This is a genomic window from Marinobacter sp. EVN1 (assembly GCF_000475375.1).
Taxonomy (GTDB): Bacteria; Pseudomonadota; Gammaproteobacteria; order Pseudomonadales; family Oleiphilaceae; genus Marinobacter; species Marinobacter nauticus.
Genome location: NZ_AXCB01000020.1, coordinates 21,071 through 46,241, shown reverse-complemented (window position 1 = coordinate 46,241; position 25,171 = coordinate 21,071). Strand labels below are relative to the sequence as shown.

The 25,171-nt window shown below is 57.4% G+C and carries 24 protein-coding genes; 16 read left to right on the top strand and 8 right to left on the bottom strand.

The genetic code is table 11. The annotated features are described in order from the left end of the window. Positions 1 to 80 precede the first annotated feature (80 nt). From Q674_RS30585 to Q674_RS30570, 4 genes are all read left to right on the top strand, one after another. Entirely contained in the window at positions 81 to 1,118 is a 1,038-nt protein-coding gene (locus Q674_RS30585) for an NADP(H)-dependent aldo-keto reductase (RefSeq protein ID WP_023008856.1), read from the top strand. Between the two features lie 233 nt (positions 1,119 to 1,351). After that, positions 1,352 to 1,705 carry a hypothetical protein gene (locus Q674_RS30580; RefSeq protein WP_011785789.1) on the top strand — a complete coding sequence of 118 codons (354 nt, stop codon included), beginning with the start codon at positions 1,352 to 1,354 and terminating at the stop codon, positions 1,703 to 1,705. A gap of 141 nt (positions 1,706 to 1,846) precedes the next feature. Beyond that, positions 1,847 to 4,060 (top strand): acetyl-CoA hydrolase/transferase C-terminal domain-containing protein, encoded by a 2,214-nt coding sequence (locus tag Q674_RS30575; RefSeq protein ID WP_023008855.1) that lies wholly within the window; start codon positions 1,847 to 1,849, stop codon positions 4,058 to 4,060. Further along, positions 4,060 to 4,536 carry an FKBP-type peptidyl-prolyl cis-trans isomerase gene (locus Q674_RS30570; RefSeq protein ID WP_011785787.1) on the top strand — a complete coding sequence of 159 codons (477 nt, stop codon included), beginning with the start codon at positions 4,060 to 4,062 and terminating at the stop codon, positions 4,534 to 4,536. Before Q674_RS30575 ends, Q674_RS30570 begins: the two co-directional genes overlap by 1 nt. On the opposite strand, the gene Q674_RS30565 is transcribed toward Q674_RS30570, so the two are convergent. Together Q674_RS30565 and Q674_RS30560 are read right to left on the bottom strand one after the other, a co-directional pair. Then, positions 4,496 to 5,314: a lysophospholipid acyltransferase family protein gene (locus Q674_RS30565; protein ID WP_031210115.1), complete on the bottom strand. Its 819-nt coding sequence runs from the start codon at positions 5,312 to 5,314 to the stop codon at positions 4,496 to 4,498. The genes Q674_RS30570 and Q674_RS30565 overlap by 41 nt on opposite strands. 15 nt (positions 5,315 to 5,329) lie before the next feature. Then, positions 5,330 to 6,091: a GNAT family N-acetyltransferase gene (locus tag Q674_RS30560; protein WP_022991028.1), complete on the bottom strand. Its 762-nt coding sequence runs from the start codon at positions 6,089 to 6,091 to the stop codon at positions 5,330 to 5,332. Positions 6,092 to 6,333: 242 nt separating this feature from the next. On the opposite strand from Q674_RS30560, the gene Q674_RS30555 reads away from it, so the two are divergent. The 3 genes from Q674_RS30555 to glpK all read left to right on the top strand — a co-directional run bounded on the left by Q674_RS30555 (position 6,334) and on the right by glpK (position 10,424). Further along, a complete protein-coding gene (locus Q674_RS30555; protein WP_011785784.1) occupies positions 6,334 to 7,068 on the top strand; it encodes a response regulator in 735 nt (244 codons plus the stop codon). Positions 7,069 to 7,126: 58 nt separating this feature from the next. Beyond that, entirely contained in the window at positions 7,127 to 8,698 is a 1,572-nt protein-coding gene (locus Q674_RS30550; protein ID WP_023008853.1) for an ATP-binding protein, read from the top strand. A 244-nt stretch (positions 8,699 to 8,942) separates the two neighbouring features. Next, positions 8,943 to 10,424, top strand: coding sequence for a glycerol kinase GlpK (gene glpK, locus Q674_RS30545; protein WP_023008852.1), 1,482 nt, complete (start codon positions 8,943 to 8,945; stop codon positions 10,422 to 10,424). Between the two features lie 3 nt (positions 10,425 to 10,427). Here the strand turns inward: glpK and Q674_RS30540 are convergent, their stop codons facing one another. Both Q674_RS30540 and argF read right to left on the bottom strand, forming a co-directional pair. Then, complete coding sequence (locus Q674_RS30540) at positions 10,428 to 11,504, bottom strand: ABC transporter ATP-binding protein (RefSeq protein ID WP_023008851.1); 1,077 nt, start codon at positions 11,502 to 11,504, stop codon at positions 10,428 to 10,430. A gap of 3 nt (positions 11,505 to 11,507) precedes the next feature. Continuing rightward, positions 11,508 to 12,422: an ornithine carbamoyltransferase gene (argF, locus tag Q674_RS30535; protein WP_023008850.1), complete on the bottom strand. Its 915-nt coding sequence runs from the start codon at positions 12,420 to 12,422 to the stop codon at positions 11,508 to 11,510. Positions 12,423 to 12,622: 200 nt separating this feature from the next. On the opposite strand from argF, the gene grxD reads away from it, so the two are divergent. After that, positions 12,623 to 12,949, top strand: coding sequence for a Grx4 family monothiol glutaredoxin (gene grxD, locus Q674_RS0120745; protein WP_014420735.1), 327 nt, complete (start codon positions 12,623 to 12,625; stop codon positions 12,947 to 12,949). Between the two features lie 8 nt (positions 12,950 to 12,957). On the opposite strand, the gene Q674_RS30530 is transcribed toward grxD, so the two are convergent. The 4 genes from Q674_RS30530 to Q674_RS30515 all read right to left on the bottom strand — a co-directional run bounded on the left by Q674_RS30530 (position 12,958) and on the right by Q674_RS30515 (position 18,243). Then, positions 12,958 to 13,692 (bottom strand): TonB C-terminal domain-containing protein, encoded by a 735-nt coding sequence (locus tag Q674_RS30530; protein WP_023008848.1) that lies wholly within the window; start codon positions 13,690 to 13,692, stop codon positions 12,958 to 12,960. A gap of 35 nt (positions 13,693 to 13,727) precedes the next feature. Then, positions 13,728 to 15,935: a DUF1631 domain-containing protein gene (locus Q674_RS30525; protein WP_023008847.1), complete on the bottom strand. Its 2,208-nt coding sequence runs from the start codon at positions 15,933 to 15,935 to the stop codon at positions 13,728 to 13,730. 128 nt (positions 15,936 to 16,063) lie between these two features. Then, positions 16,064 to 17,344: an HlyC/CorC family transporter gene (locus Q674_RS30520; protein WP_023008846.1), complete on the bottom strand. Its 1,281-nt coding sequence runs from the start codon at positions 17,342 to 17,344 to the stop codon at positions 16,064 to 16,066. A gap of 92 nt (positions 17,345 to 17,436) precedes the next feature. Continuing rightward, positions 17,437 to 18,243 (bottom strand): inner membrane protein YpjD, encoded by an 807-nt coding sequence (locus Q674_RS30515; RefSeq protein ID WP_014420738.1) that lies wholly within the window; start codon positions 18,241 to 18,243, stop codon positions 17,437 to 17,439. A 161-nt stretch (positions 18,244 to 18,404) separates the two neighbouring features. On the opposite strand from Q674_RS30515, the gene ffh reads away from it, so the two are divergent. The 8 genes from ffh (at position 18,405) to Q674_RS30475 (ending at position 25,160) form a co-directional block, all read left to right on the top strand. Continuing rightward, positions 18,405 to 19,790, top strand: coding sequence for a signal recognition particle protein (ffh, locus tag Q674_RS30510; protein ID WP_014420740.1), 1,386 nt, complete (start codon positions 18,405 to 18,407; stop codon positions 19,788 to 19,790). A 165-nt stretch (positions 19,791 to 19,955) separates the two neighbouring features. Further along, positions 19,956 to 20,195 (top strand): 30S ribosomal protein S16, encoded by a 240-nt coding sequence (gene rpsP / locus Q674_RS30505; protein WP_011785745.1) that lies wholly within the window; start codon positions 19,956 to 19,958, stop codon positions 20,193 to 20,195. Between the two features lie 30 nt (positions 20,196 to 20,225). Further along, the gene (gene rimM, locus Q674_RS30500) at positions 20,226 to 20,753 is read left to right on the top strand and encodes a ribosome maturation factor RimM (RefSeq protein ID WP_011785744.1); all 528 of its coding nucleotides are present in this window, start codon (positions 20,226 to 20,228) and stop codon (positions 20,751 to 20,753) included. 3 nt (positions 20,754 to 20,756) lie between these two features. After that, the gene (trmD, locus tag Q674_RS30495; protein WP_014420741.1) at positions 20,757 to 21,515 is read left to right on the top strand and encodes a tRNA (guanosine(37)-N1)-methyltransferase TrmD; all 759 of its coding nucleotides are present in this window, start codon (positions 20,757 to 20,759) and stop codon (positions 21,513 to 21,515) included. A 25-nt stretch (positions 21,516 to 21,540) separates the two neighbouring features. Then, positions 21,541 to 21,897, top strand: coding sequence for a 50S ribosomal protein L19 (gene rplS, locus Q674_RS30490; RefSeq protein WP_011785742.1), 357 nt, complete (start codon positions 21,541 to 21,543; stop codon positions 21,895 to 21,897). 97 nt (positions 21,898 to 21,994) lie between these two features. Further along, positions 21,995 to 22,900, top strand: coding sequence for a site-specific tyrosine recombinase XerD (xerD, locus tag Q674_RS30485; protein ID WP_011785741.1), 906 nt, complete (start codon positions 21,995 to 21,997; stop codon positions 22,898 to 22,900). A gap of 83 nt (positions 22,901 to 22,983) precedes the next feature. Beyond that, positions 22,984 to 23,718: a DsbC family protein gene (locus Q674_RS30480; RefSeq protein WP_031210113.1), complete on the top strand. Its 735-nt coding sequence runs from the start codon at positions 22,984 to 22,986 to the stop codon at positions 23,716 to 23,718. A gap of 140 nt (positions 23,719 to 23,858) precedes the next feature. Beyond that, positions 23,859 to 25,160, top strand: a complete 1,302-nt coding sequence (locus tag Q674_RS30475) for a homoserine dehydrogenase (RefSeq protein WP_031210112.1) — start codon at positions 23,859 to 23,861, stop codon at positions 25,158 to 25,160. Positions 25,161 to 25,171: the final 11 nt, after the last annotated feature.

The window sequence follows — 25,171 nt, the reverse complement described above, 5'->3', positions numbered from 1 at the left end:
GACAGAAATGCGACAACTCCGTGACATTCCGTTTACGTGTTTATACCCCGTCTCTTATCGACCTATTGCAAGGAGATTCCATGCAAACGCGAAAACTTGGCTTTACAGATATCGAGGTCAGCCTGATCTGCCTGGGAACCATGACCTGGGGCGAGCAGAACAGCGAGCAGGAAGCCTTTCAGCAGCTCGACTATGCCATGGAGCAGGGCATCAATTTCATCGACGCCGCTGAAATGTATCCAGTGCCACCCAGGGCAGAAACCCAGGGCCTGACCGAGCAGTATCTGGGCAACTGGCTGGCCCGCCGTGGCCAGCGTGATGACATGGTGATCGCCAGCAAGGTGGCCGGGCCGGGTAATGGCCTCGGGTATTTGCGCGGTGGCCCGAGGCTGACCCGGGAGCATATCCGCTCTGCCTGTGAGGGCAGCCTTAAGCGCCTGCAGACGGATTACATCGATCTTTATCAGGTGCACTGGCCGGACCGGAGCGCCAATTTTTTTGGCAAGCTCGGTTATGACCGCAATCCCGATGAGCAGATGACGCCCATTGAGGAAACACTGGAAGCGCTGGATGAACTGGTGCGTGAAGGAAAGGTCAGACACATCGGGCTTTCCAACGAGACACCGTGGGGCACGATGCAGTACCTGCGCCTGGCGGAGCAGCGTGGCTGGCCCCGGGTGGTCTCTATCCAGAACCCCTACAACCTGTTGAACCGTTCCTTTGAAGCAGGCCTGGCGGAGTTCGCCCATCGTGAAGGCACCGGCCTGCTGGCCTATTCACCACTGGCCTTTGGCATGCTGACCGGCAAATACCTGGGGGGAAAATGGCCGGAAAAGGCCCGGCTGACTCTGTACGAGCGGTTCAGTCGCTATACCAATGACCGGGCGGCGGACGCCACGAGGGCCTATGTTGAGCTGGCTCACCAGCATGGTCTCACGCCGGCCCAACTGGCACTGGCCTGGGTGAACAGTCGGGAGTTCGTAACCAGTAACATCATTGGTGCAACCACCATGGAGCAGCTCAGGGAGAACATCGGGGCAGCCAGTGTGACTCTGAGCCCCGACCTCGTGTCCGCCATCGAGGCGATCCATGCCGAGTTCACCTATCCCTGCCCTTGAAGACTGTATGCATAAGGGCTTGCAGTAGCCAGGTGCGATCCTGCCGCTCCGACCAGCGGCAGAATCGTTACATACTGCAATATAAGTGATCATTTATTGACAAAAAAGCTGGTGCCAGGCGACGGAACGCTGGCGAAATTGTGTGCAAAATCACACCAATCTTCGTCGCAATCATTAGACTTTGGTACTGTGAATTAAATAAAGCCAATGTCGATACCGGATTTCCTGTTGCCATGATTCTTCGCCTGTTCGTCGTCCTTCTAGCCCTGAATAGCGTCGCCTTTGCGATGCGGGCTGACGCTGCGCAGCCCATGTTGTCGGAACCGATGCTTTCCGAGCGCATGATGGCCGAGCGCGACGAAATGACGACGGCGGAGGATGTTTACGAACTTCAGGAATGGATGTCCGGCGATTATGAAGACGACCGCAGCGATGCACTTACCGCTATCGGCTCCCGTCTGCTCAGCCTGAGCCTCAGCCGCTCCCGCACTGCTGAAAAGACCTATGCTTCCGATCCGGCTCAGCCTGACCACGGCATCGCCCTGTTGAACGAAGGTGCCTGCCTGAACCTGCGCTGGAAGTTCTGACCGCTGTTCCTTGGCGTGCCCGCCATCTTTCTCCCGACCTTCCGCTTTGTCAAAATGTCATGACCTGACGCATTGTCAGCTTGAATCTGCCGTGTGATCATCCACCTTAAATTGAGATTCTCAAGCGACGAGGAGCCGGTAATGGCAGCAGAGAACGGAGTCTATTGCGACGACGCAGAACGGTGTGTTGATCGGGTGATTGAACGGGTTGGCAAGCGCATTACCCTGGGCTTGCCGCTTGGTCTTGGCAAGCCGGTGAGGTTTGTGAATGCGCTCTATCAGCGTGCCAAGGATGATCCGGACATTGAGCTGCATATTGTGACCGCGCTCTCCCTGTTAGCGCCTGAGGGCAGTTCTTCACTGGAAAAACGTTTCATGGGGCCCTTCGCCAAGCGCCTGTTTGGCGATATTCCGGAACTGGCCTATGCCCGTGATGTCGCCAATAACCGCTTGCCAAGCAATGTCCAGGTGTCTGAATTTTTCTTCAAAGCTGGCAGCTACCTGAACAATCGCAACCAGCAGCGAAACTATGTATGCACCAACTACACCCATGCCGTTCGCGATCTGATGGCGCAGGGTGTGAATGTGGTGGGGCAGATGGTTTCCCCAGGCGAGCCCAATGGCTTTCCGGGCCAGGTGAGCTTTAGCTGTAACCCGGACCTGTCACTCGATATCCTGCCGCTGCTGCGGGAGCGTGAACAGCAGGGCGTACCGGTGGCCATGGTGGCTGAAATCAATCAGTACCTGCCCTGGTTTGGCCATCATGCAGCCGTCGAGGAACAGCAGTTTGATCTTCTCTTCAGTCATCCATCGACAGACTATCCGTTATTCTCGGCTCCTCAGATGGCCATCAGTCCGTCTGATCACCTCATCGGATTCTACGCCAGCTGCCTGTTGAAGGATGGCGGAACCCTTCAGGTTGGCATCGGTTCACTGGGAGCCTCGCTGGTTCACAACGCCATTCTGCGCCACAAGCACAATGATGCCTGGCGCGCAGTTTATGACCACCTGGATGTGGGATCCAGGTTCCCTGTGGTTGACAGCTGCGGCGGTACCGGTACGTTCGAGACCGGCCTGTATGGCTGTAGTGAAATGATGGTGGATGGCTTCCTGTATCTGATGCAGGAGGGCATCCTGAAGCGGGAAGTATTTGATCATGCCGGTTTGCAGACTCTGATCAACCGGGGCGAGATTACCCTGACGCCGTCGCTCGACATGCTGGATGTGCTGGTCCGGGAAGGGCTGATCGACTCGCCATTGCGGGCGCGGGATGTCAACTGGCTGATTCAGTACGGCATTCTGCGGGACACAGTGGAATTCCGTGGCGGACGCCTGCGCCTGAGTGAAGATCACGCTGTAGAAGCAGACCTCAGCCAGGATCAGACCCGTGAGGCGCTGGCGGCCCTAGGTCTTGGTTCAAGGCTCACCGGTGGTATTGCCATGCACGGTGGCTTCTACGTGGGGCCGGAGGCCTTCTACCAGGCTCTGAGAGATCTGTCGCCAGAGAAGCGTGACAAGATCTGCATGACCAGTGTCAATTTCATCAACCACCTTTACGATCACCGTTTCGGAGATCAGAAGCTCAAAGCCGCCCAGCGTTTGCACGGTCGGTTTATCAACTCTGCGATGATGTACACCCTCAATGGCGCGGCAGTGTCAGATGGGCTGGATGATGGTCGCGTGGTCAGTGGTGTGGGGGGGCAGTACAACTTTGTTTCGATGGCCCATGAGTTGCCCGGGGCGCGCTCCATCCTGGCTCTCAGAGCCACCCGCATGTCGGGTGGGCAGGTAGTGTCCAACATTGTATTCAACTATGCCCATTGCACCATTCCAAGACATCTCAGGGACATTGTGATCACGGAGTACGGCATTGCCGATTTGCGGGGGCGGTCCGACGAAGATGTGTTCCTGGCGCTGATCCGTATTGCCGATTCCCGTTTCCAGGCGGATTTGCTGAAACAGGCCCAGAAGGCGGGCAAGGTCCGTGACGATTTCCGCTTGCCTGCGGACTGGCAGAACAATACGCCGGCGTCGGTTCGCCAGGCTTTGGCTGCACCCGGTAAGGGCGACTGGTTCCCGGCGTTCCCGTTCGGCCGGGATTTCACCGATGAGGAGCTGACCCTGGGGAAAGCCCTTAAAGGACTGAAAGCCGCAACCGCCACTCCCCGTGGTAAACTGGCGACCCTTTGGCAGGCCATCCGGGCTGAAGACGATACTGGCCAGTACGCGGTGCTGCTCGAACGCATGGGGTTGAACAACCCCTCAGGCATTCGGGAGAAGCTGGATCGCAAACTGGTGATACATGGCCTGCAGCAACTTGAACCCGCGACAAAGACAGGAAGCGAAAACAGCTGATGCAAGCCGATAACCCGAACACCCGGCCGGATGTTTTTACCGTCCATTACGTGCTCAAGAACCGCATCGGTGAGCTGGTGGATACGTCTGAAGGCAGCGAGCCTCTGCACTTTATCTACGGCAGCCCCGAGATCATTGCCGGCATTCAGGAGGCGGTGAAAGACCGAAACGTAGGTGATTGCCTGGAAGTGACCGTGCCACCGGAAATGGCCTATGGCGAATACCGCGAGGACTTGGTGCGCAAGGTGCCCCGTTCCTTGTTTGAGGGCGTTGAAAACCTGGATGTGGGCATGAAGTTCCAGACTAACTCCGGCGATCAGGCCCAGGTGGTACAGGTGGTGGCGATAGACGGCAATCTGGTCAAAGTGGATGCCAATCACCCTTTAGCCGGTTTCACCCTCTATTTTGATCTGGAAATTGTGGGTCGTCGCGAGGCTACTGAAGACGAGGTAGCTCAGGGTCGCCCGCTGTTCTGATAGGGCGTTCGGGTACCTGGTCGAGCTCGCCCGAGTGAATGCGTGCGAGGCCCTGGCTGATCTGCTGGTGTATGCTCCCGGTCAGCTCATTCAGGGATAGATCCGGATCCGGTCCAAGGGGCGGATGCAGTATTACGATGATCTGCCCCGGCGGCTGTCGCAGCAGCCTGAAAAGATGGCAGTGGAAACTGTCATCGCCCACAAAGGGCGCCAGTGCGTCAGGGCGCCGTTCTCGCCGATAGCCGATGGACACTGGCTGTATGGCCGTGCTGCTGTCCCTGGCGGCGCTCATCAACAGTCCGTGCATGGGCAACACGGCTACCCCGGTGCTGGTGGTTCCCTCGGGATAGACCATCACCGATTCTCCAGCCTGCAGGCATTGCGCGATACTGGCTTTGATAGCCCTGGCCTGACCGCCGCCGCGTTTAATGAACAGCGTGCCGGCCTGCCGGGCCAGCCAGCCGATCACCGGCCATTGACCCACTTCCGCTTTTGACAGAAACCGCATGGGCGTAATGCTGCCGAGAACCGGGATGTCTGACCAGCTGATGTGGTTGGCGACGAACAGGGCGTTTTCCCGGCAGGGCTGGCCATAAACCTGAACCTGCCAGCCCAGGCACTGACATGCCTTCCGAAAACAGATTGTGGCCCAGGGATTCCTGTCCACCGGTCTGGTCCGGGCCAGATCGGAGATCCGGAGCAAAGCCGCCAGCGCGCAGGCTCCGACAAGGAAGCCGGCGAACATTGCTAACCGAAAGCTCAGTCGAAGCCAACTCATCGGCGATCCTCCGAATCAGGCGGGGCGGCGCAGGAAGTGCCGGCTGTAGCGGCCGGCCAGGTTACTGACCTCCAGCAGCACCAGCATGTCGGCACAACGGAATTCAGGATCCCAGCAAGGCTCGCCACAGACCCTTGCGCCCAGGCGCATGTACGCCTTGATCAGGGGCGGTATGTCCACAGAGCGTTCTGATTCCGGATGGGCAAGATGTGGCAGTTGGCGCTTTGGCGTTACCCGGCAATGCGGCTCAGACAGATGCTGTTGTTGCAGAAGCCGGGCCACATGCCAGGCTTTTGCCCCGCCGTCGGCCATGCTGATACTGGCACAGCCGATCAGATGGGTAACGTTGCGTTGCACCAGGTACTCCGCCACCGCTGACCACAGCAGCGTGATGGTGCCGCCATTGCGGTAGTCCGGGTGCACGCAGGTGCGGCCGAGTTCAGCCAGTGTTCCAGGCAGGGCTTCCAGAGCCGCGAGATCAAACTCGCCTCGGGAGTAGAAGCCGCCAACTGAAGCCGTATCGTCCTGGTGAAGTATGCGGGTGGTGGCCACCAGTTCACCGGTGTCTGCGTCGGTGACGATCAGGTGATCGCATGCCGCATCATAAGCATCGGCATCAATACCCGGGATTGTGGCGCCGAGATCGCTGCCATACTCCTCGGAGAATACCCGGTAACGCAGGCGCTGCGCCGCTTCTATGAGCTCCGGGTCACGGGTCAGTTCGGTGCTCAGGTTACGGCCCCGGCGGGGTTGAAGGCTCGCGGTGGTTGCAGTCATGGCTTGGCCTCTGTGTTTCTGTTTCAGGTCAAGGCTATGAAGCGGGTATGACAGATGGGTGACGCCGGGGTGACGTCTCTGTGACAGTGCGAGACCCTTTTCAGGAAAACGGATATGTGTCACAGGCTGTAACCCTTTGGCGGTTCCATGTATATTTCTGAATAGCATGTATAATTGCTGTAACTGAACGTTGCCTGTATCGTCGGGTGTACAACCCTGAAACCGGAATAAAATAATCAGAGATGGATGGCGTGGAACAAACAAACGAGAGTTGGCGAATCCTGATCGTAGAGGACGATGAGCGGCTTGCGGATCTGACCCGCGAGTACCTTGAGAACAATGGCCTGACAGTGTCGTTGGAAACCCACGGGGGAGCCGCTGTTGAGCGGATCCGCAACGAGCAGCCTGATCTTGTGGTTCTGGATCTGATGCTGCCTGGCGAAGATGGTCTGTCCATCTGCCGGCGGGTACGGCCGTTCTTCAATGGCCCTATTATTATGCTCACCGCCCGGACAGACGACCTGGACCAGGTCCTGGGCCTGGAAATGGGCGCGGATGACTACATTGGCAAACCGGTCCAACCGCGCGTTCTGCTCGCCCGCATCCGTGCCATGCTGCGCCGGGTAGAAACCTCGCCCGTTAGCGGGCAGGAGACGTCCGGGGAGGAGCCGGTGCGTTTGCAGTTCAACGACCTCGTGGTCGATCGTTCCATGCGTGAAGCCTGGTTAAGTGACGAGAGTATTGACCTCACCAGTGCTGAGTTCGACCTGCTCTGGCTGCTGGCCAGTAATGCCGGGCGGGTGCTGAGCAGGGAAGAGATTTTCACCGCACTCCGGGGCATCGAGTACGATGGGCAGGATCGTTCCATTGACGTTCGCGTGTCCAGGATCCGCCCGAAAATCGGTGATGATCCCATCCACCCGCGCCGTATCAAAACCGTTCGCAGCAAGGGCTACCTGTTCGTCAAGGAAGCCTGATCGCGCCTGAGGCGTTGCCGCCCCGAAGGTGGCAACGCCGGTTACCAGGGTTGGCCCGATGTCCCTGAAATTTTTCCTGAAAGCCTACGCTCGTATTGCGGCCATTGCGGCGGCGGTCGTGCTGGTGTGCGTCCTGCTGTTTAACGGCATCAACTCCGTTCGCGAACAATACTGGCATGAGCAGGCCATGACACCGGTTATGCGTTGGCTGGCGGCGGCCCCGGATCCGCTCAGTCAGTATCACTGGATGGCCCCGATGTTTGGTCTGCACAGTGGCGTTGCGGCCGACTTCGGGCTTTCCCGGGTTGCGCTTGAGCGCCTGGGCTATGGCCAGGTCGTGGCGCAGTCAACCGATAGCGGGTATGGCTATTATGTCCTTGGTCTCGGGGGCGAGGTACTCGGCATACACCTAGAGCAACCCTACCGGGATCTGGCCCGGGCAATCTCGTTGATGGTGCGTTGGCATCTGGATACCAGCCCTGCGGCTCAGCGTGCGGATGTGGCGCAGCAATTGGCTGAATCTCTGAATCTCGATATCCGTCTGGTTCAGAAGGCCGAGGATCTGCCGGATCAGCAGGCACTTGAGCGGCTTGGCGACACCGGGCTGGCGATTTTTGAACACGGTGATAACCGTGCCAGGGCGCTGGTTCGTTTGTCGGAAGGCGCATTGGTTGTGGTGACATTGCCTCCCCCCTTCAATCCCTGGGGTTGGCCGATTATCTTGCTGCTGACCGCTGTTGTCGGTGGCGTGCTGGCAGTGGCCCTGTTTCTTGCGTTGCGTTTTGTAGAGAGTCATCTGCGCAAGGTTGAGTCGGTAGCGATTCGTATTGCCCGGGGTGAGATGGGAGCCCGGGTGGAATCCGAGCAGGGCACGCTCGTGTCCCGGCTGGGGACTTCGTTCAATGGAATGGCGGAACATATCCAGCGCCTGGTGCAGGTGCAGCGGGAAATGATTCACGCGGTTTCCCACGAACTGAGAACGCCGGTGGCCCGTATCCGGTTCGGCGTCCAGATGATTGAATCCGGTAGTACCCAGGAAGTGCTTGAAAAGCAGCTCGAGGGCATTGATGGCGACATCCAGGAGCTCGACGAACTGATTGACGAGATCCTGACCTATGCCCGGCTGGAGCAGGGCGGGCCGGTGTTCAGTCTCCGGGAGGGATCGGTCACGAATATAGTCAGGCAGGTTGTCTCCGAACAGCGGCTTATCCGGGAGGGAGTCGACATTGAGTGTCAGATTGACGAAGCTTCGGAGCGCTGGGCACAGGCCGATATGGAGCCTCGTTACATTCACCGGGCGGTTCAGAACCTGGTCGGCAATGCCGCGCGCTATGCCGCAGGCCGTGTGCAGGTGAGTTGCCATCTGGATGAAGATAATTGCCGGATTGATGTGGAAGACGATGGCCCGGGCATTCCGGAACAGGATTGGGAAAAAGTGTTCACCGCCTTTGCCCGGCTAGATGACAGTCGTACCCGTACCTCAGGCGGCTACGGGTTGGGCCTGTCCATTGTTCGCAGGATTCTGTACTGGCACGGCGGGCAGGCGTTTGTGGGCCGCAGTGATGTTTTGGGTGGAGCCCGGTTCAGCCTGGTCTGGCCGCGCCTGAAGCCCGCAGACCCGGATTTGTGAACCAGTGCTCGGTGCCTCACCTGATGTAACAAAGCTCTACACAACCACAACTGAACCCTCTGCAGCCCTGGGTAATACTTCAAAGCGTAAGGGATGACTTTTGAGGTTGTAGTTCTTACGAACTTTCCTTGTTTCATTCGTCATTTGAGGGCCGGTTTTTCCGGCCCTTTTTTTATTTCCGCGCCGCGTCACACCGCTCGATCTCCGTCCTGTTAGAATCTCCTGAAAACAACAGGAGGTTTTGATGTCCCGATATCTGCTTGCCATAGACCAGGGTACCACCAGTTCCCGCGCCATCGTGTTTGATGACAAAGGCGCTCAGGTAGCCGTTGCCCAGCAGGAGTTTCACCAGTACTTCCCCAAAGATGGCTGGGTTGAGCACGATGCCATGGAAATCTGGGACAGTACGCTGGCGGTCTGTCGTGCAGCGCTGAACAATGGCAAGATCAAGGCATCTGACCTCGCAGGCATCGGCATTACCAACCAGCGGGAAACCACTGTGATCTGGGACAGGGCGACGGGGCAGCCGATTCATCACGCCATTGTCTGGCAGGATCGCCGTACCGCGTCCTGGTGTACCAAGTTGCGCCAGGATGGCCACGAATCCCTGGTGGTTGACCGCACCGGATTGTTGATTGATCCCTACTTCTCTGCCACCAAGATAGCGTGGATTCTGGACAATGTTGACGGTGCCCGCCAGCGCGCGGAAGCAGGCGAGTTGGCCTTTGGCACCATTGATACCTGGTTGCTCTGGAATCTGACCGGCGGCAAGCACCATCGTACCGATGCCACCAACGCGTCCCGCACTGCGCTGTTCAATATCCATACACAGCAATGGGACCCGCAGCTGCTCAAGCTGTTTCGGGTGCCTGCTGCCCTGTTGCCGGAGGTATTCGACAGTGCAGCTGAGTACGGGTTGACGGAACCCGAATGTCTGGGCGCTTCGGTGATGATTGCCGGTATTGCCGGTGATCAGCATGCCGCTTTGATCGGCCAGGCCTGTTTTGAGCCGGGGATGGCCAAGAGTACCTATGGCACAGGCTGTTTCCTGATGCTCAACACCGGCCAGCAGGCTCTGCGCTCTGAAAACCGGTTATTGACGACAGTAGCCTACCGCCTCAACGGCAAACCCTGCTATGCCATTGAAGGCAGTATTTTTGTTGCCGGTGCCGCCATGCAGTGGCTCAGGGATGGGCTTCGGCTGATTTCCCATGCCCGGGAATCGGCGGAGCATGCGGCGATGGTCGGTGTGAATAATCCGGTGTATCTGGTGCCCGCGTTCACTGGCCTGGGGGCCCCGCACTGGGACCCGAACGCCCGGGGTGCAATCCTGGGACTGACGCGGGATACCGGCATTGCCGAGATTGTCACGGCGGGTTTGCAGTCGGTGTGCTATCAGACCAAAGACCTGGTGCGCGCCATTCGCAACGATGGCGCCCGGCTGGAATCGCTGCGAGTCGACGGAGGCATGGCGGTGAACGACTGGGTGATGCAGTTTTTATCGGACATTCTCAATGTGCCGGTTGACCGGCCGAGCGTGACCGAAACCACGGCGCTGGGGGCGGCGTATCTTGCGGGCTTGCAGACCGGGGTTTTCGATAGCCTGGAGCAGATTACGTCGCTTTGGGAATGCGAGCACCAGTTCCGGCCGGATATGGCGCCGGGGCTGCGGGAATCACTCTATGCCGGCTGGCTGGATGCTGTTGAGCGAGTCTGTAATCACTGAGGTTCAGTGGCCGGTGCGTTCGAAGGCGATCAGGTGATCAGCCTCCACCCGGACCGGTACCTGCTCACCCAGGTTAAAGTCCAGGTGGCTCCGGAACAGGGCCTCAAATTCAGTGTCTTCTGAACACCGGAAACGATAGAGCGTGGAGGTTCCGGCAAAGGTTTTTTCCACCACCTTTGGCTTCAGCTCTGAGTCTTCATCGAAAACAATGTCGTCCGGCCGGATCAGGACGTCCAGCAGGGTGCCTGGTTGCCATTTGTAGGCCCGGTTGCCATGGATGACGCCCAGTTCCGATTCTATGGTGTCAGGGCCCAGGGCCTTGCCGGGAATAAACCCACCTTGCCCGACAAAACTGGCCACGAACCGGTTCGCCGGCTCATGGTAGAGGTTGTAGGGCACATCCCACTGTTGAATCTGCCCGTCCCGGAGAACCGCCACCTGATCACACATGGCAAAGGCTTCCTGCTGATCGTGGGTAACCAGGATGGCGCTGATGCCGAGGGTCTTGAGGATTTCCCGCACATCCAGGCTCAGCCGGCGGCGCAGATCCGTGTCCAGGTTGGAGAAAGGCTCATCCAGCAGGATCAGTGTTGGCTCTGGTGCAAGTGCCCGGGCCAGGGCCACCCGTTGTTGCTGGCCGCCGGACAGCTCGTGGGGATAGTTGTCTGCAAGGTCCTGGAGGTGCACCAGGTTCAGCAACTCCATGACCTTTTGTCGACGTTCCGCTTTGCTTAATGACTTCAGACCGAAGCCGACGTTATCGGCAATGCTCAGATGCGGAAAAAGGGCATAGTCCTGGAACACCATGCCAATCTTGCGCTTTTCCGGTTGCAGTGCCCGCCCGGGCAAGCTGATGGCCTGTGACTGCAGGCGGATTTCACCTCGGGAAATCGGCAGGAAGCCAGCCAGCGCCCGGAGAATGGTGCTCTTGCCACAGCCGCTGGGGCCCAGCAGGCAGCCAATATCACCGTGGCTGAGGGCAAAGCTGACGTCCTTGACGACGGAATCACCGCCGTAGCCACAGGACAGATTGTTTACTTCCAGCAGCCAGTCTGCGGGGTGCACCAGGGCTTCGGGCATGGATCAGTCCAGACGATTGAGAATCAGGAATTCCAGCAAGGCTTTCTGGGCATGCAGCCGGTTTTCCGCCTCATGCCAGACTGCCGAGCTTTCGTGGTCCATCATGTCTGCCGAAATCTCTTCACCCCGGTGGGCGGGCAGGCAGTGCATGAAGAGGGCGTCTTTGTCGGCCTGAGCCATCAGAGCCGGGTTGATCTGATAGCTGCGGAAGGCTTTTTCCCGGGCTTTCTGCTCGTCTTCCTGGCCCATGGATGCCCAGACATCGGTGACCAGCAGTTGGGCGCCCCGTGCTGCCTCTTCTGGCGCGCGCACAACGGTCACCCTGTCAGCATGCTGTTCGATCAGCTGTTGATCCGGTTCGTAACCCTCTGGGCAGGCAACGTTCAGGTGGAAATCGAAACGCTCTGCAGCGTTTATGTACGAGTGGCACATATTGTTGCCGTCACCAATCCAGGCCACGGTGGCACCACGGATGCTGCCGCGAAGCTCCCGATAGGTCTGCATGTCGGCCAGCAGCTGGCAGGGGTGGAATTCGTCGGTTAGAGCGTTGATCACGGGCTTGCTGGAGGCAGTGGCAAAGCGCTCGACCGTTTCGTGGGCAAAGGTACGGATCATCACCGCGTCGACCATGCTGGAGATCACGATGGCAGAATCCTCGATCGGTTCGCCGCGGCCAAGCTGTGTATCCTTGGGCGAGAGGAACATGGCGCTACCCCCGAGCTGGGTCATGCCGGCTTCGAAGGAAACCCGGGTCCGGGTGGACGATTTTTCAAAGATCATTGCCAGCACCCGGTTTTTAAGGGTGTCCCTGGTCTGGCCTGAACGCCACTCTTTGCGCAATTTGGAAGCATGATCGAGCAGATCTTCCAGTTCTGCTGTGGTCATGTCGTTCAGTGTCAGAAAATGTCTCGCTGCCATGAAAGGCCCCTGTTTCAAGCAAACTGCCCGTTCGGAAAAGCCAACAAGTCTAGCCCGTCGCTACCCTGAAAACAACGCCGCGCGCGGTGCTGTTGTTCTGGGTCAAAACGGACGGTTTGTTGAGGCCTGAGGCACCCGTGTACAATAAGCGCAAAGGCCGTTTGGCGGCAAAGCTGACTCCCAACCAGAGGAATGAGTTCATGGACATCAATGAAACCATCAAGAGCCAACTTGAAGAGAACCCGGTTATTCTTTACATGAAGGGCACCCCGCAAGCTCCGCAGTGCGGTTTCTCGGCACGTACTGTTCAGGCTCTGATGGCGTGCGGTGAGCGCTTTGCGTTTGTGAATATTCTCGACAATCAGGAACTGCGTGAGGCCCTGAAAGTCTATTCCAGCTGGCCAACCTATCCGCAGCTCTACATCAACGGTGAGCTGGTGGGTGGTTGCGACATCGTTCTGGAAATGTCAGAAAGTGGCGAGCTGGCCAAGATGGTCAAGGATGCTGCGGGTCAGGCCGAAGCCTGATCATTCTGCTACTCGTAACGGTATTTAAGCTTTATCGTAAAACGACCTCCTATCCCGCTCTCTGGAGCGGGATAGGGGCTTGCCTCTAAAGCCGCCCGGTATATTGCGGCGTCTACATCCTTTAGGTCCGTTGATTTAACGATTTTCGCGCCCGTCACCGCGCCATTTCCCATTAATCTGAGTTCTATTTCTGCTATCCATGTCTTTGATCCCTCCGAGTCTACAGGCACCCTAATCGTCTCTCGGAAGAGATATTCCGACAAATGACTTGAGAGTTTTGCGACAAAAGGGTCTCTTTCATCGGGAGTCTCAGTCTTTTGCTTTACTGGCTCCGGCGTTTCTACGGCCTCGCTTGCACGTGCAGTCAATGCAGGTGTAGCAACTGATGCAGGGGATTCGAAGGATGTTGCCCGGGTTTGGGTGCTTTCGGTTGTCCGCTTCGGGGAATCTGGCTGTGTCGCAGTGACGGTTTGCGATTCGGACGGAGCACTGAACGTAGATTCTGTCGAGGTTACCACCGGCTCGGCCGGCGGGATCTCGAACTCGGAGTGCCTGGGCTTTGGCGGTTCCGGGCTTGCCACGCTCTCTGGTGTCGGGACGGCCGCCGGGCTTGTCAGCGTAAAAACCAGCCGGTGAGTCAGTTCCCGGGCCTCCTTCAGAGGCGATGGAAGCCCGGCCAGCACCAGAGTGTGAGCCAGTATGGCCAGGGAAACCGCCAGCAGGAGCCGATAGGATGCCGGCATTGAGGGTGAACGAAAACCCGTGTCCGGCATCTATATCAGGCGGTTTTTGTGCGCAGGTTGCCCACGACGGCATTCAGGGCCCGGTCAATCAAGGCACCCTGTTCGAGCAGCGTCAGGCGGCCACGGCGCATCTCATGAGCCAGCTCAACACGGGTTTTCTCAATGACTTTCAGGCCCATACGGTTGACGAACACAAAGCAGTCCGCTTCATCAATAATGGCTGAGAGCTTGCAGCGGAAGCTGGTGCCGTTGACCAGGCGGAACTCCACCCAGTTGCCAATTTCGATAGTGTCGAGCTTGGCCACATATTCGGCAATCGCGGCATCTTCCAGTTCCTGTTGCCGTTCAACGGCGGTCTGGTGCACGGTAGGGGCTTCGTCTTCGGCATCCGACGGTGCATCCTGACGGGCTTCGATGGCGGCGTTGGTCCGGAAGGCCTCAGCCAGCTCATGCTTCAGGTGCCCCATCATCTGATCAAGCCGGGTGGCGTTGTAGGAGACTTCCTCGAGTCCTGCCCGCAGTGATTTCAACAGACCGGGCACAACCCGAACCCACTGGTCACGCTCTTCATCTTCTTCATGGGGGTGCAGGCACCAGATCAGGTCATCCACGACCCGTGCTGTTTCGTGCCAGCGATGTTCGGTGTCGTCCTTCAGGTAGGCCAGGAACATAACCCGGCTCCAGCCATTCATCAGAATATCGCTGACCGAGTCCGGAAGCCGGTAACGGGATACTTTTTCCCGTAACAGCCGGTCCACCTCTTCCTGGGCCTTCTGGGATTTGATGCGACCACGTTCCGATTCTCGTGTTCTCTGTTCCACCAGGGAGGCCTTACGGTTTTCTCGCTCCAGGAATTGCTCAAATTCTTCGTTCAGGGTTTCGAACAACTGAATGTTGCCATCGAATTCATTGAGGATTCGTTGCACCACGTTGTGTATCTGACCGTACAGCTTGTCTCGGGTTTTCTCATCGCTGCTGCTCCAGCCAATGCCCGCGCGGGCGAGGGAGTTGAGCAGCTTGCGGGCCGGGTGGGTTGCCTTGCTGAAGAAACTCTTGTCCTTGATCACAACCTTCAGAATCGGAATCTGCAGGCGACTGATCAGCACCTGAACCGGGGCGGACAGGTTGTAGTCATCAAGGATGAACTCGAACAGCATGGAGACCAGATTGATCAGATCTTCATCCACTTCATTCAGTGCGGGCTGGCGACCATCTTGAGCGTCGGCCTTGGCCAGCAGTTGCTGAACGACCTGGCGCAGGTCGACGGTTACGGGCTCACCCGTGCTAAGGTCGTCGGTTTCCGGCCAGTTTTGCTGAAGCGGAATGGCGTTGAGCATATCGGCCAGTTCCCGGCCTCCGACCACTCTCAGAGAGGGATCGGTGCTGCGTGGGGGTATGCCGGCATTGGACCTTTGCAGAGCCAGCATCTGACGGATCTGGTCAAACAGTACGGTGTCTTCCGGGCGTTGATCGTAGCCGGCAGTCGTCTCGCTGGGGCTTTCGGCAGAGCTGTCTGCTGTTGCAGATGGCTTCTGGTTCTGGCTCTTCTTGCCGTGATAACGGAAGTTCGGGATAACGCCGGCCTGGATCAGAATGCGATTGGCTTCATCCAGGAGCATGCCCAGGTTGGAGATCACGTAACGGTCAAATTGCTTGAGCAGGATGAGCCGTTCGCGAATCTGGATATCGAGGGCCTGGATCGCTTCGGTAAAAGCGCTGCACAGGTGCTCCGGTGCCATCGGGTTGACTGGCTCCTGCTCGGTGGCGTCCGGATAGATCTCGGTAAAACGGGCCTGCAATTGCAGTAAAGGGCCTTGGAAGTGCGCCTTGGCCTTGGTGGTCATGGCGTTGAAGGCAACCTGTTCTTCCAGATCGTCATTGCCAACCAGCGAAAGAGTGTCGGCACTGGCCTGCGGGCTGGCTTCGGTTGAAGGAAGCTGGCCGGCGTGGGGCGGGTTGGCAAAGAACTGGGCAACCGTATTCTGAAAATGACGCTCTACGCCCTTGCGCTTGATGCGAATCTCGCGCATGGCTTCGAAGTAGCGGTTTTGTTCATTGTTGCTGCGGGCATTGTTGGCCAGTTCGAAGAGTGAATCATCGACGGCATCGAAAGCCCCCTGCAACAAATCACCCAGCCCCGCAACAACGGTGTCGCGGATGCGGGCTACCTCCGCAGGAACCGGTCGGGTGCTTGCCGCTTCCCTGTGCTCGCGGAGGTAATGTATGCCGGACTGCTTGTTCATGGCCGACTCCTGTTTACGCCTCAACCGGATACATGACCGAGCCTGATTCTTGTCTGTTCTGATTATTGGATAAATTTAGCGCATTTTGATCTGCATTAACATGAATAAACGCTAACCTGCGATCAGGTTCATAAACTCCGGCCACGCTTTTTCTTGCGTTTGGGGTGGACAATGGCGGCTTTAACCACGTTGTCCTTGATTTGCAGGACTTCAATACGATGACCGCCAACTTTCAGACACACGTTGGTGTCCGGAATATTTTCCAGAGTTTCGGTGATCAGTCCGTTCAGGGTTTTCGGGCCATCGGTTGGCAGATGCCAGCCCAGGGTCTTGTTGATCGTCCGCACGGCGGCACTGCCATCGATGATAAAGGTGCCGTTGTCCTGGGGAATGATGTCGGGCGAGGTGGCGGCATAATCGGTGGTAAATTCCCCGACGATCTCCTCAAGAATATCCTCAAGCGTAGCCAGGCCCAGTACATCGCCGTATTCATCCACCACAATGCCGAACCGGCGTTTGCCTTTCTGGAAGTTCAGTAGTTGGGTATTGAGCGCAGTGCTCTCCGGAATGAAGTAGGGTTCCTGGCACAGCTGCATGATCATCGCCTTGTTGATGTCTGTCTCCTGCAGCAGCCTGGCCGCGCTGCGAAGGTGCAGAATGCCCTGAATGTTGTTGATGTCACCCTTGAAGATAGGCAGCCGCGTGTGTTGGCTGCTTCTGAGCTGGCGCAGGATAGTGTCTGTGTCGTCTTCCAGGTCGATGCCGACGACTTCGTTTCGGGGCACCATGATGTCATTGACGGTGACATTCTCCAGATCCAGGATGCTGACCAGCATGTCTTTGTGCCGGGCCGGAATCAGTGCGCCGGCCTCGTTCACCACGGTTCTGAGTTCTTCACGGCTGAGATGATCTTCCGAGGCCTGGGCCGAGGAGACGCCCAGAACGCGAAGAATGCCGGTCGTAAACAGGTTGACCGTCCATACCAGCGGGTACAGAAGTTTCAGCAACGGCCCAAGAATATGACTGGCCGGGAAGGCAATTTTTTCAGGGAACAGGGCTGCGAGAGTTTTCGGGGTGACCTCGGCAAAAATGAGGATAACGATCGTCAGCAGTAAGGTGGCAATTGCGATACCGGCGTCGCCCCAGAGGCGAATTGCGATGACCGTGGCGATCGATGACGCAAGAATGTTCACGAAGTTATTGCCGATCAGGATAACGCCGATCAACTGGTCGGTTCGGTTAAGCAGGCCTTGCGCTCGCTGGGCCCCTTTGTGGCCGGTGTTCGCCATGTGTTTCAGGCGGTAGCGGTTCAGGGACATCATGCCGGTTTCAGAGCTGGAGAAAAACGCAGAGAGGATGATCAGTCCGACAAGTAGAATAAACAGCGCGGTGAGCGATGTTTCGTTCAAGAGAGCAGCCCTTATATTGAGGATAAGTTGCGAAAATAGGATTTGAAGGTAACAGGTGTCAAGCGGGTTAGGTCAGTAAGGGGGTTCGGGTCTCAGACGCCCCGGTGGAAAACCAGCTCGAGAACAAACTTGCTGCCGTAGAAGGCCAGCATCAGCAGTGCGCAGCCTGCCAGTGTCCAGCGACTGGCGGTGATGCCGCGCCAGCCTTTGGTGTAGCGGCCTACCAACAGTCCGACAAAAACCAGCAGGGACAGCAGGGAAAAAATGGTTTTGTGGGCCAGATCCTGAGCAAAAAGGTCTTCAATGAAAACAGCGCCAGTGACAATGGCGAGTACCAGCAGCACAACGCCCGCCCAGACCATTTCAAACAACAATGACTCCATGGTTTGCAGCGGTGGCAGGTTCCTTACCAGCAGGCTGTTGTAGTTGCGCTTGAGCTGCCGGTTCTGTACGTAAAGTAAAACCGCCTGTATGGCTGCCAGGGTAAACAGGCTGTATGCCGTGACTGACAGGGCAATGTGAGACAGCATGCCGTAGCTTTCTTCGGACACCAGGCGAGACGGCGTGTGGGTAATCAACGCCATGACAATGGTCAGTGCTGCAATCGGATAGGCCGCAATGAACAGGCTTTGTACGGGTTTGCTCAGATTAAGTCCCAGAAGCAGAAAGACAATGAGCCAGGAGATCAGAACGGAGCTCTTGAAGAAACTGAAGTCGAAGCCGCCGTCCAGGTGCACGGTCTGGGCAATGAGCAGACCATGGCCGATCAGGGCAAGCACGCCAATCAGTGTCGTAACCGCCAGGTTGCTGTGCACCTTGCCACGTAAATGGAGGGCCTGAAGCGCGGTTCCAACGCTATAGAGGAAAAGTGCGGTAACCGCGAGAATCAGCGTTCCCATGACATCCTTAATCGTGTTGCCTGATGAAGTGAAATCGGCGCGGAGTTGTTCAGAGGCTCCGTAGTCTGGGTATAATGTCGCGATTATGCAACAGGAATCAAGCAGGCCGAGCTGGCTTCTTGATCTGTGTGAACAAATTCTCCGGGGTACGGAAGAGCAACATGTTTGAGAATCTCCAGGACCGGCTATCCGGTAGCTTGCGCAAGATCTCGGGCCAGGCGCGCCTGACTGACGACAATATCAAGGACACGCTCCGTGAAGTGAGGATGGCCCTGCTGGAGGCTGATGTCGCCCTGCCGGTGGTCAAGGCCTTTATTGAAGGGGTTCGTGAGCGTGCGATTGGCCAGGAAGTTCAGCGCAGCCTGACCCCGGGCCAGGTCTTCGTTAAGGTTGTCCAGCAGGAGCTGGAACGGGTCATGGGGGAGGGCAATGAATCCCTGAACCTCGCCACGCGTCCGCCCGCGGTCATTATGATGGCGGGCCTCCAGGGTGCGGGTAAAACCACCACGGTGGCCAAGCTGTCCCGTTTCCTGAAAGAGCGTGAGAAAAAGTCCGTGCTGGTGGTCAGTGCCGATATTTATCGGCCGGCGGCCATCCGTCAGCTGGAAACGCTTGCCGGTGAAGTGGGCGTTGAATTCTTCCCCAGCACCACCGAGCAGGATCCGGTGGATATTGCCAATGGTGCCATCGAGGCTGCCCGCCGCAAGCACATTGATGTGGTTATCCTGGATACCGCGGGTCGTCTGCACGTGGATGAGCAGATGATGGGTGAAATCGGTCGCCTGCATAAGGCGGTGAATCCGGTTGAAACCCTGTTTGTGGTTGATGCCATGACGGGCCAGGACGCGGCCAATACCGCCAAGGCATTTAACGACGCGTTACCGCTGACCGGCGTGGTGCTGACCAAGACCGACGGCGATGCCCGTGGCGGTGCGGCGTTATCCGTGCGTCACATCACCGGCAAGCCCATCAAGTTCCTGGGTATTGGTGAAAAGTCAGACGCTCTGGAGCCTTTCTATCCCGATCGTGTTGCCTCCCGCATCCTTGGCATGGGGGATGTGCTCTCCCTGATTGAGGAAGCTGAGCGCAAGCTGGACCGAAAGAAAGCCGAGAAGCTCACCAAGAAGATCAAGAAGGGTAAAGGTTTTGATCTGGAAGACTTCCGCGACCAGCTCCAGCAAATGAAGAATATGGGCGGTATCGGCGGACTGTTGGACAAGTTGCCGGGCATGGGGCAGATGGCCCAGATGGCGCAGGCACAGGTTAACGACAAGTCGGTTGGTCAGATGGAAGCCATTATCTGCTCCATGACGCCAAAAGAGCGCCGCTATCCGGACGTCATTAATAACTCTCGCAAGCGTCGGATTGCCGCCGGTTCCGGCACCCAGATCCAGGACGTGAACCGTCTGCTCAAGCAGCACAAGCAGATGCAGAAGATGATGAAAAAGTTTGGCAAGAAGGGCGGGGTGGCTAACCTGATGCGCGGTATGGGTGGTATGATGCCGCCCGGCGGCGGTGGTGGCATGCCTCCGTTTGGCCGTATGTAAAAAGCCTTACATATAAAATGGGGAAACCGGTGGTTTCCCTGTTTTCATTGGCGCTTTTTTCGCATAGAATAGCGCCCCTTTCGAGTATGGGTCTTCCCGTCAGCCGTGAAACGGTGTGTCGGGAATCGTACAAAGTTCGTACAACAGAACAGGATATTGGTCGAAATGGTAACAATCCGTTTGGCTCGTGGCGGCTCCAAGAAGCGCCCGTTCTACCATCTGACAGTCACTGACAGCCGTAACTCCCGTGACGGCCGTTTCATTGAGCGTGTTGGTTTCTTCAACCCGATTGCCCGTGGTCAGGAAGAGCGTCTGCGTGTTAATCGTGAGCGCGTTGATTTCTGGCTGGGCCAGGGTGCACAGGCCAGTGAGCGTGTTGCTCAGCTGCTGAAGGCTGCTCAGTAATAGCATTGTTGGTACCGGGGTTGTAAAGGCATGACGCAGAATTCGCAGGAAACTGTGATCGGCCGGATCACCTCGGTGTTCGGGGTAAAGGGTTGGCTTAAAGTCTTCTCTTACACAGACCCGAAAGACGGAATACTGAACTACCGTGACTGGACTCTGCTCTTGGACGGCAAGCGTATTCCGATCAGGCTTGAGGAAGGTCGCCGCCAGGGGCAGGGGATCGTCGTCAGGCTTAAAGGTATTGATGATCGTGAAGTAGCCCGCACCTATTGCGGAGCGGAGATCCGGGTTCCCACCGAGCAACTGCCGGAACTGCCCGAAGGGGAGTTCTACTGGCATCAGCTGGAAGGTCTGGATGTCTTCACGGTAGAAGGTGAGTGCCTGGGTAAGGTGCATCACCTTCTGGAGACAGGCTCCAATGATGTCCTGGTGGTGCACGCTACGGCGGGCTCTATTGACCAGCGCGAGCGTCTGATTCCCTATCTGCCGGATCAAGTGGTTCAGCAGGTGGATCTCAAAGGCTCTCGCATGGTGGTTGACTGGGATCCGGAGTTCTGACGGGTGTGGATTGGCGCAGTCAGTCTGTTCCCGGATATGTTTTCTGCGGTGACGGATTACGGGATTACCGGGAGGGCAGTGCGTGAAGGTCTGTTGACCTTTCAGAGCTGGAATCCTCGGGATTACACCCACGATCGTCATCGCACGGTGGATGACCGGCCTTATGGTGGTGGCCCGGGGATGCTGATGAAAATTCAGCCTCTGCGGGACGCAATCCAGGCGGCCAGGGCATCGGCACCCGGCAAGGCCTGTGTGGTCTATCTTTCGCCGCAGGGTGAAAGGCTGGATCAGTCGGTGGTGGAGTCACTCGCCGCCGAGCAGCAGCTGATTCTCGTTGCCGGTCGTTATGAAGGCGTGGATGAGCGCCTGATTGCGGCAGAGGTCGACCGGGAGGTATCCCTTGGGGATTTCGTTCTCTCGGGTGGCGAGCTGGCAGCGATGGCTGTAATTGATGCGGTAACACGCCTCATCCCCGGAGCGCTGGGTCATGCGCAGTCGGCAGAGCAGGATTCCTTTGCCGACGGATTGCTGGATTGTCCGCACTACACCCGGCCCGAGGTTTACGAAGGTCAGGCGGTGCCGGAAGTTCTGTTGGGCGGTCACCATGAACAGATCCGGCGTTGGCGATTGAAAGAATCGTTGAGGCGAACCAGTGAGCGGCGCCCCGACCTGCTGGAAAAGCGGGAACTTACGGAAGAAGAGCGTCAGTTGCTGGAAGAAATTTTGAACGAACCGGGTGCCTCTGAGTCATCAGGGCATTGAAAGATTGGGTATCAGGAGCATTACGATGAGCGGCAAGAACAACATCATCAGTCAACTTGAAGCAGAACAGATGACCAAGGAAATCCCCGCGTTCGCGCCGGGCGATACCGTGGTTGTACAGGTTCGCGTAACTGAAGGTAACCGTGAGCGTCTGCAGGCGTTTGAAGGCGTGGTTATCGGCAAGCGTAACCGTGGCATGAACTCTTCCTTCACTGTTCGTAAGATCTCTTACGGCGTGGGCGTTGAGCGTACTTTCCAGACCTACTCCAAGCTGATCGACAGCGTCAGTGTGAAGCGTCGTGGTGACGTGCGTCAGGCCAAGCTTTACTACCTGCGCGACCTGTCTGGTAAGGCAGCTCGTATCAAGGAAAAGCTTAACTGATTCGGATTCGTCTGTTCAGTACCAAAAAAGCAGCCTCAAGGGGCTGCTTTTTTTATGGTTTAATGCCTGCGATGACTCCGGAATCGAAGAGGGTGCTGTGCCAAGGCCAGAAGATGAGCAGTTGATAGAGCGTTTCAGTGATGCGGTCTGGCTTGAGGATGGCCTTGGCGAGAAAACCCGGCAGGCCTATGCCAGTGATCTGTACCGTTTGTCCGGGTGGCTGGAGCAGCAAGCTGGGGCGCCAACCCTGCGCAGCGCACGACGCACAGATCTTCTGGCCTGGATGTCGCGGGGCTTGTCCGACGGCCTGAAAACCAGCACGGCGGCCCGCCGCCTGTCTGGTGTAAGGCGCTTCTATCGTTTTCTTTTGCGTGAAGGCATTATTGCCGAAGACCCAACGTTGCGGATTGACAGCCCTAGGTTGCCCCGGCGCTTGCCGGATACCCTGACCGAGGCCGACGTGGAGTCGCTGCTGACTGAGCCGGACCCGGAGCTGCCGGTAGAATTGCGGGATCGGGCCATGCTGGAGATTCTCTATGGCTGCGGACTTCGGGTTTCGGAGTTGACGGGGCTGACGGTGGACCAGGTCAACCTGAGGCAGGGCGTGGTTCGCATACAGGGCAAGGGCGGCAAGGAGCGTTTGGTGCCGCTGGGTGAAGAAGCTGTGGACTGGTTATTACAGTATATGCGGCAGGCCCGGGGCGAGCTGCTGCGAGGCAAAACCAGTGATGCCCTGTTTCCGGGCAATCGTGGCACCGCCATGACCCGGCAGGCCTTCTGGTATCGAATCCGGCATTATGCGATCCGCTGCGGAATCACCAAGCACCTTTCTCCTCATACGCTCAGGCATGCATTTGCCACCCATTTGCTCAATCACGGGGCGGATCTTCGGGTGGTGCAGATGCTGTTGGGGCATTCAGATCTGTCGACCACCCAGATCTACACTCATGTTGCGCGGCAAAGATTGCAGGATCTTCATCAGGCCCACCACCCCAGGGGTTGACTGCGGCCGCTCCGGAGGCTGAACTAATCCGATTTTCCGGTGTCGCAGACACCACACAAACCGACAGAGGTAGTTTCAAGCTCATGAACATCAAATCAGTAGCAGTGTCCATTGGACTGGCGCTGACCCTGGTCGGGGCACCAGCCTCCCAGGCAGGCGAAGCCGAAGACCGCATTGCCCAGCGGCTGACCGAGGCGGTTCCCGGTCTAAAGGTAAACTCTGTTCGCGAATCTGAGGCAAAAGGGTTGTACGAAGTTCAGAGCAACAACGGCGACACCATCTATACCACGGAAGACGGCACCTATCTGCTGACGGGCGATCTGCTGAAAATCACCAAAAACGGCATTGCCAACGTTACTGAAGAATCCCGTGCGGGTTCCCGTAAGGACCTGATGGCGGATTATGGTGGCAAGGGCGTGATTTCGTATCCGGCCAAGGGTAAAGAGAAGGCGGTCGTTAATGTGTTTACCGATATCGATTGCCCCTATTGCCGGAAGTTGCACGATGAAGTGCCCCAGTTGAATGAGTACGGTATTACCGTCAATTACTACGCGTTTCCCCGTTCCGGGCCAGGTACGGCCTCCTTCAATAAATATATCTCGGTCTGGTGCGCTGACGATCAGCAGGCCGCTATGGATGCCGCCAAAGCGGGGCGTTCGGTAGAGCAGAAGAGTTGTGAGAACCCGGTGGCAGAGCAGTATCGTCTCGGCGGTCAGGTGGGTGTGACCGGCACGCCGGCTATTTTGCTGGAAGACGGCAATATGGTTCGGGGTTATGTGCCGGCCCGAAATCTGGCTGAGGGTCTCGGTATTCTGTGACCCTGTCGGTGTTCGTCGCCAGTCGTCATCTTTGTTGAAAGCGTGACCGATTCAGGGCTTATTCAGCCGGCCCTGAATCGGTATACTATGCCCCCTTATTGCAATCCATCAGCACCCCCATCGGGATCAGAGGTGAGAGCTTGAAAGACGTCAATGTCGGAATTTGCGGACTGGGAACCGTAGGCGGCGGTACATTCAATGTCCTGACTCGCAACGCCGAGATTATTGCGGGTCGTGCCGGCTGCAACATCCGGATTGCCCGGGTGGCGAGCCGCCATAGCCGCGATGACCTTGATCTGGGCAATGTCCCGTTCAGTACCGACATTTATGACGTGGTGAACGATCCTTCGATTGATATCGTGGTGGAGCTGATTGGTGGCTACGATGCGGCCAAAGAGCTGGTGCTGGCGGCCATTGCCAACGGCAAGCATGTGGTGACTGCCAACAAGGCCCTGATTGCCGTGCACGGTAATGAGATTTTCGACGCAGCGGAGAAGGCTGGCGTCGTGGTTGCCTATGAAGCCGGCGTTGCCGGCGGCATTCCGGTGATCAAGTCTGTGCGCGAGGGCCTGGCCGCCAACCGCATTGATACCATTGCCGGCATTATCAATGGCACCGGCAATTACATTCTCACCGAAATGCGCGCGGGCCGGGAATTTGGTGAAGTTCTCAAGGAAGCGCAGGCACTGGGCTACGCGGAAGCGGACCCGACGTTCGATGTGGAAGGCATTGATGCCGCTCACAAACTGACCATCCTGGCGGCGTCCGGGTTCGGCGTTCCCCTGCAGTTTGAGAAAGGTTTTACCGAGGGAATTTCCGGTATTACTCCATATGATATTTCCCACGCAGAGTTGCTGGGGTACCGGGTGAAGCACCTGGGCATCGCCCGTCGTCGTGAAGACGGTATTGAACTGCGGGTGCATCCGACGCTGGTGCCACAGAGTCATCTGATTGCTCAGGTTGATGGCGTTCTTAACGCAGTCCTGGTGGATGGCGATGCTGTTGGCCAGACCATGTATTACGGTCCTGGTGCCGGGGATGAGGCTACAGCATCTGCGGTCATCGCAGACATCGTGGACGTCGCCCGCGCGGTGTCCAGCAACAGCCAGCAGCGCATTCCCTACCTCGGATTTACGCCGGACGCCCTGGAAGACCTGCCCGTGCTGCCAATGGAAGATGTCCAGTCGGCTTACTACCTGCGAATCCAGGCCTTTGACCATCCGGGTGTGTTGGCCAAGATTGCTGCCATTCTAAGTGAGCATGGCATCAACATCGAATCGATCATGCAGAAAGAATCCGAATTCAAGGATGGCCGGATTCCGGTCATCATCCTGACCCACACGGTTCAGGAGCGCCAGATGAACCTGGCCATTGACGAGATGGAATCCCTCGCCGACATCGATGGCAAGGTTGTCCGTATTCGCGCAGAAAACTTTAACTGACAGGTACGCAC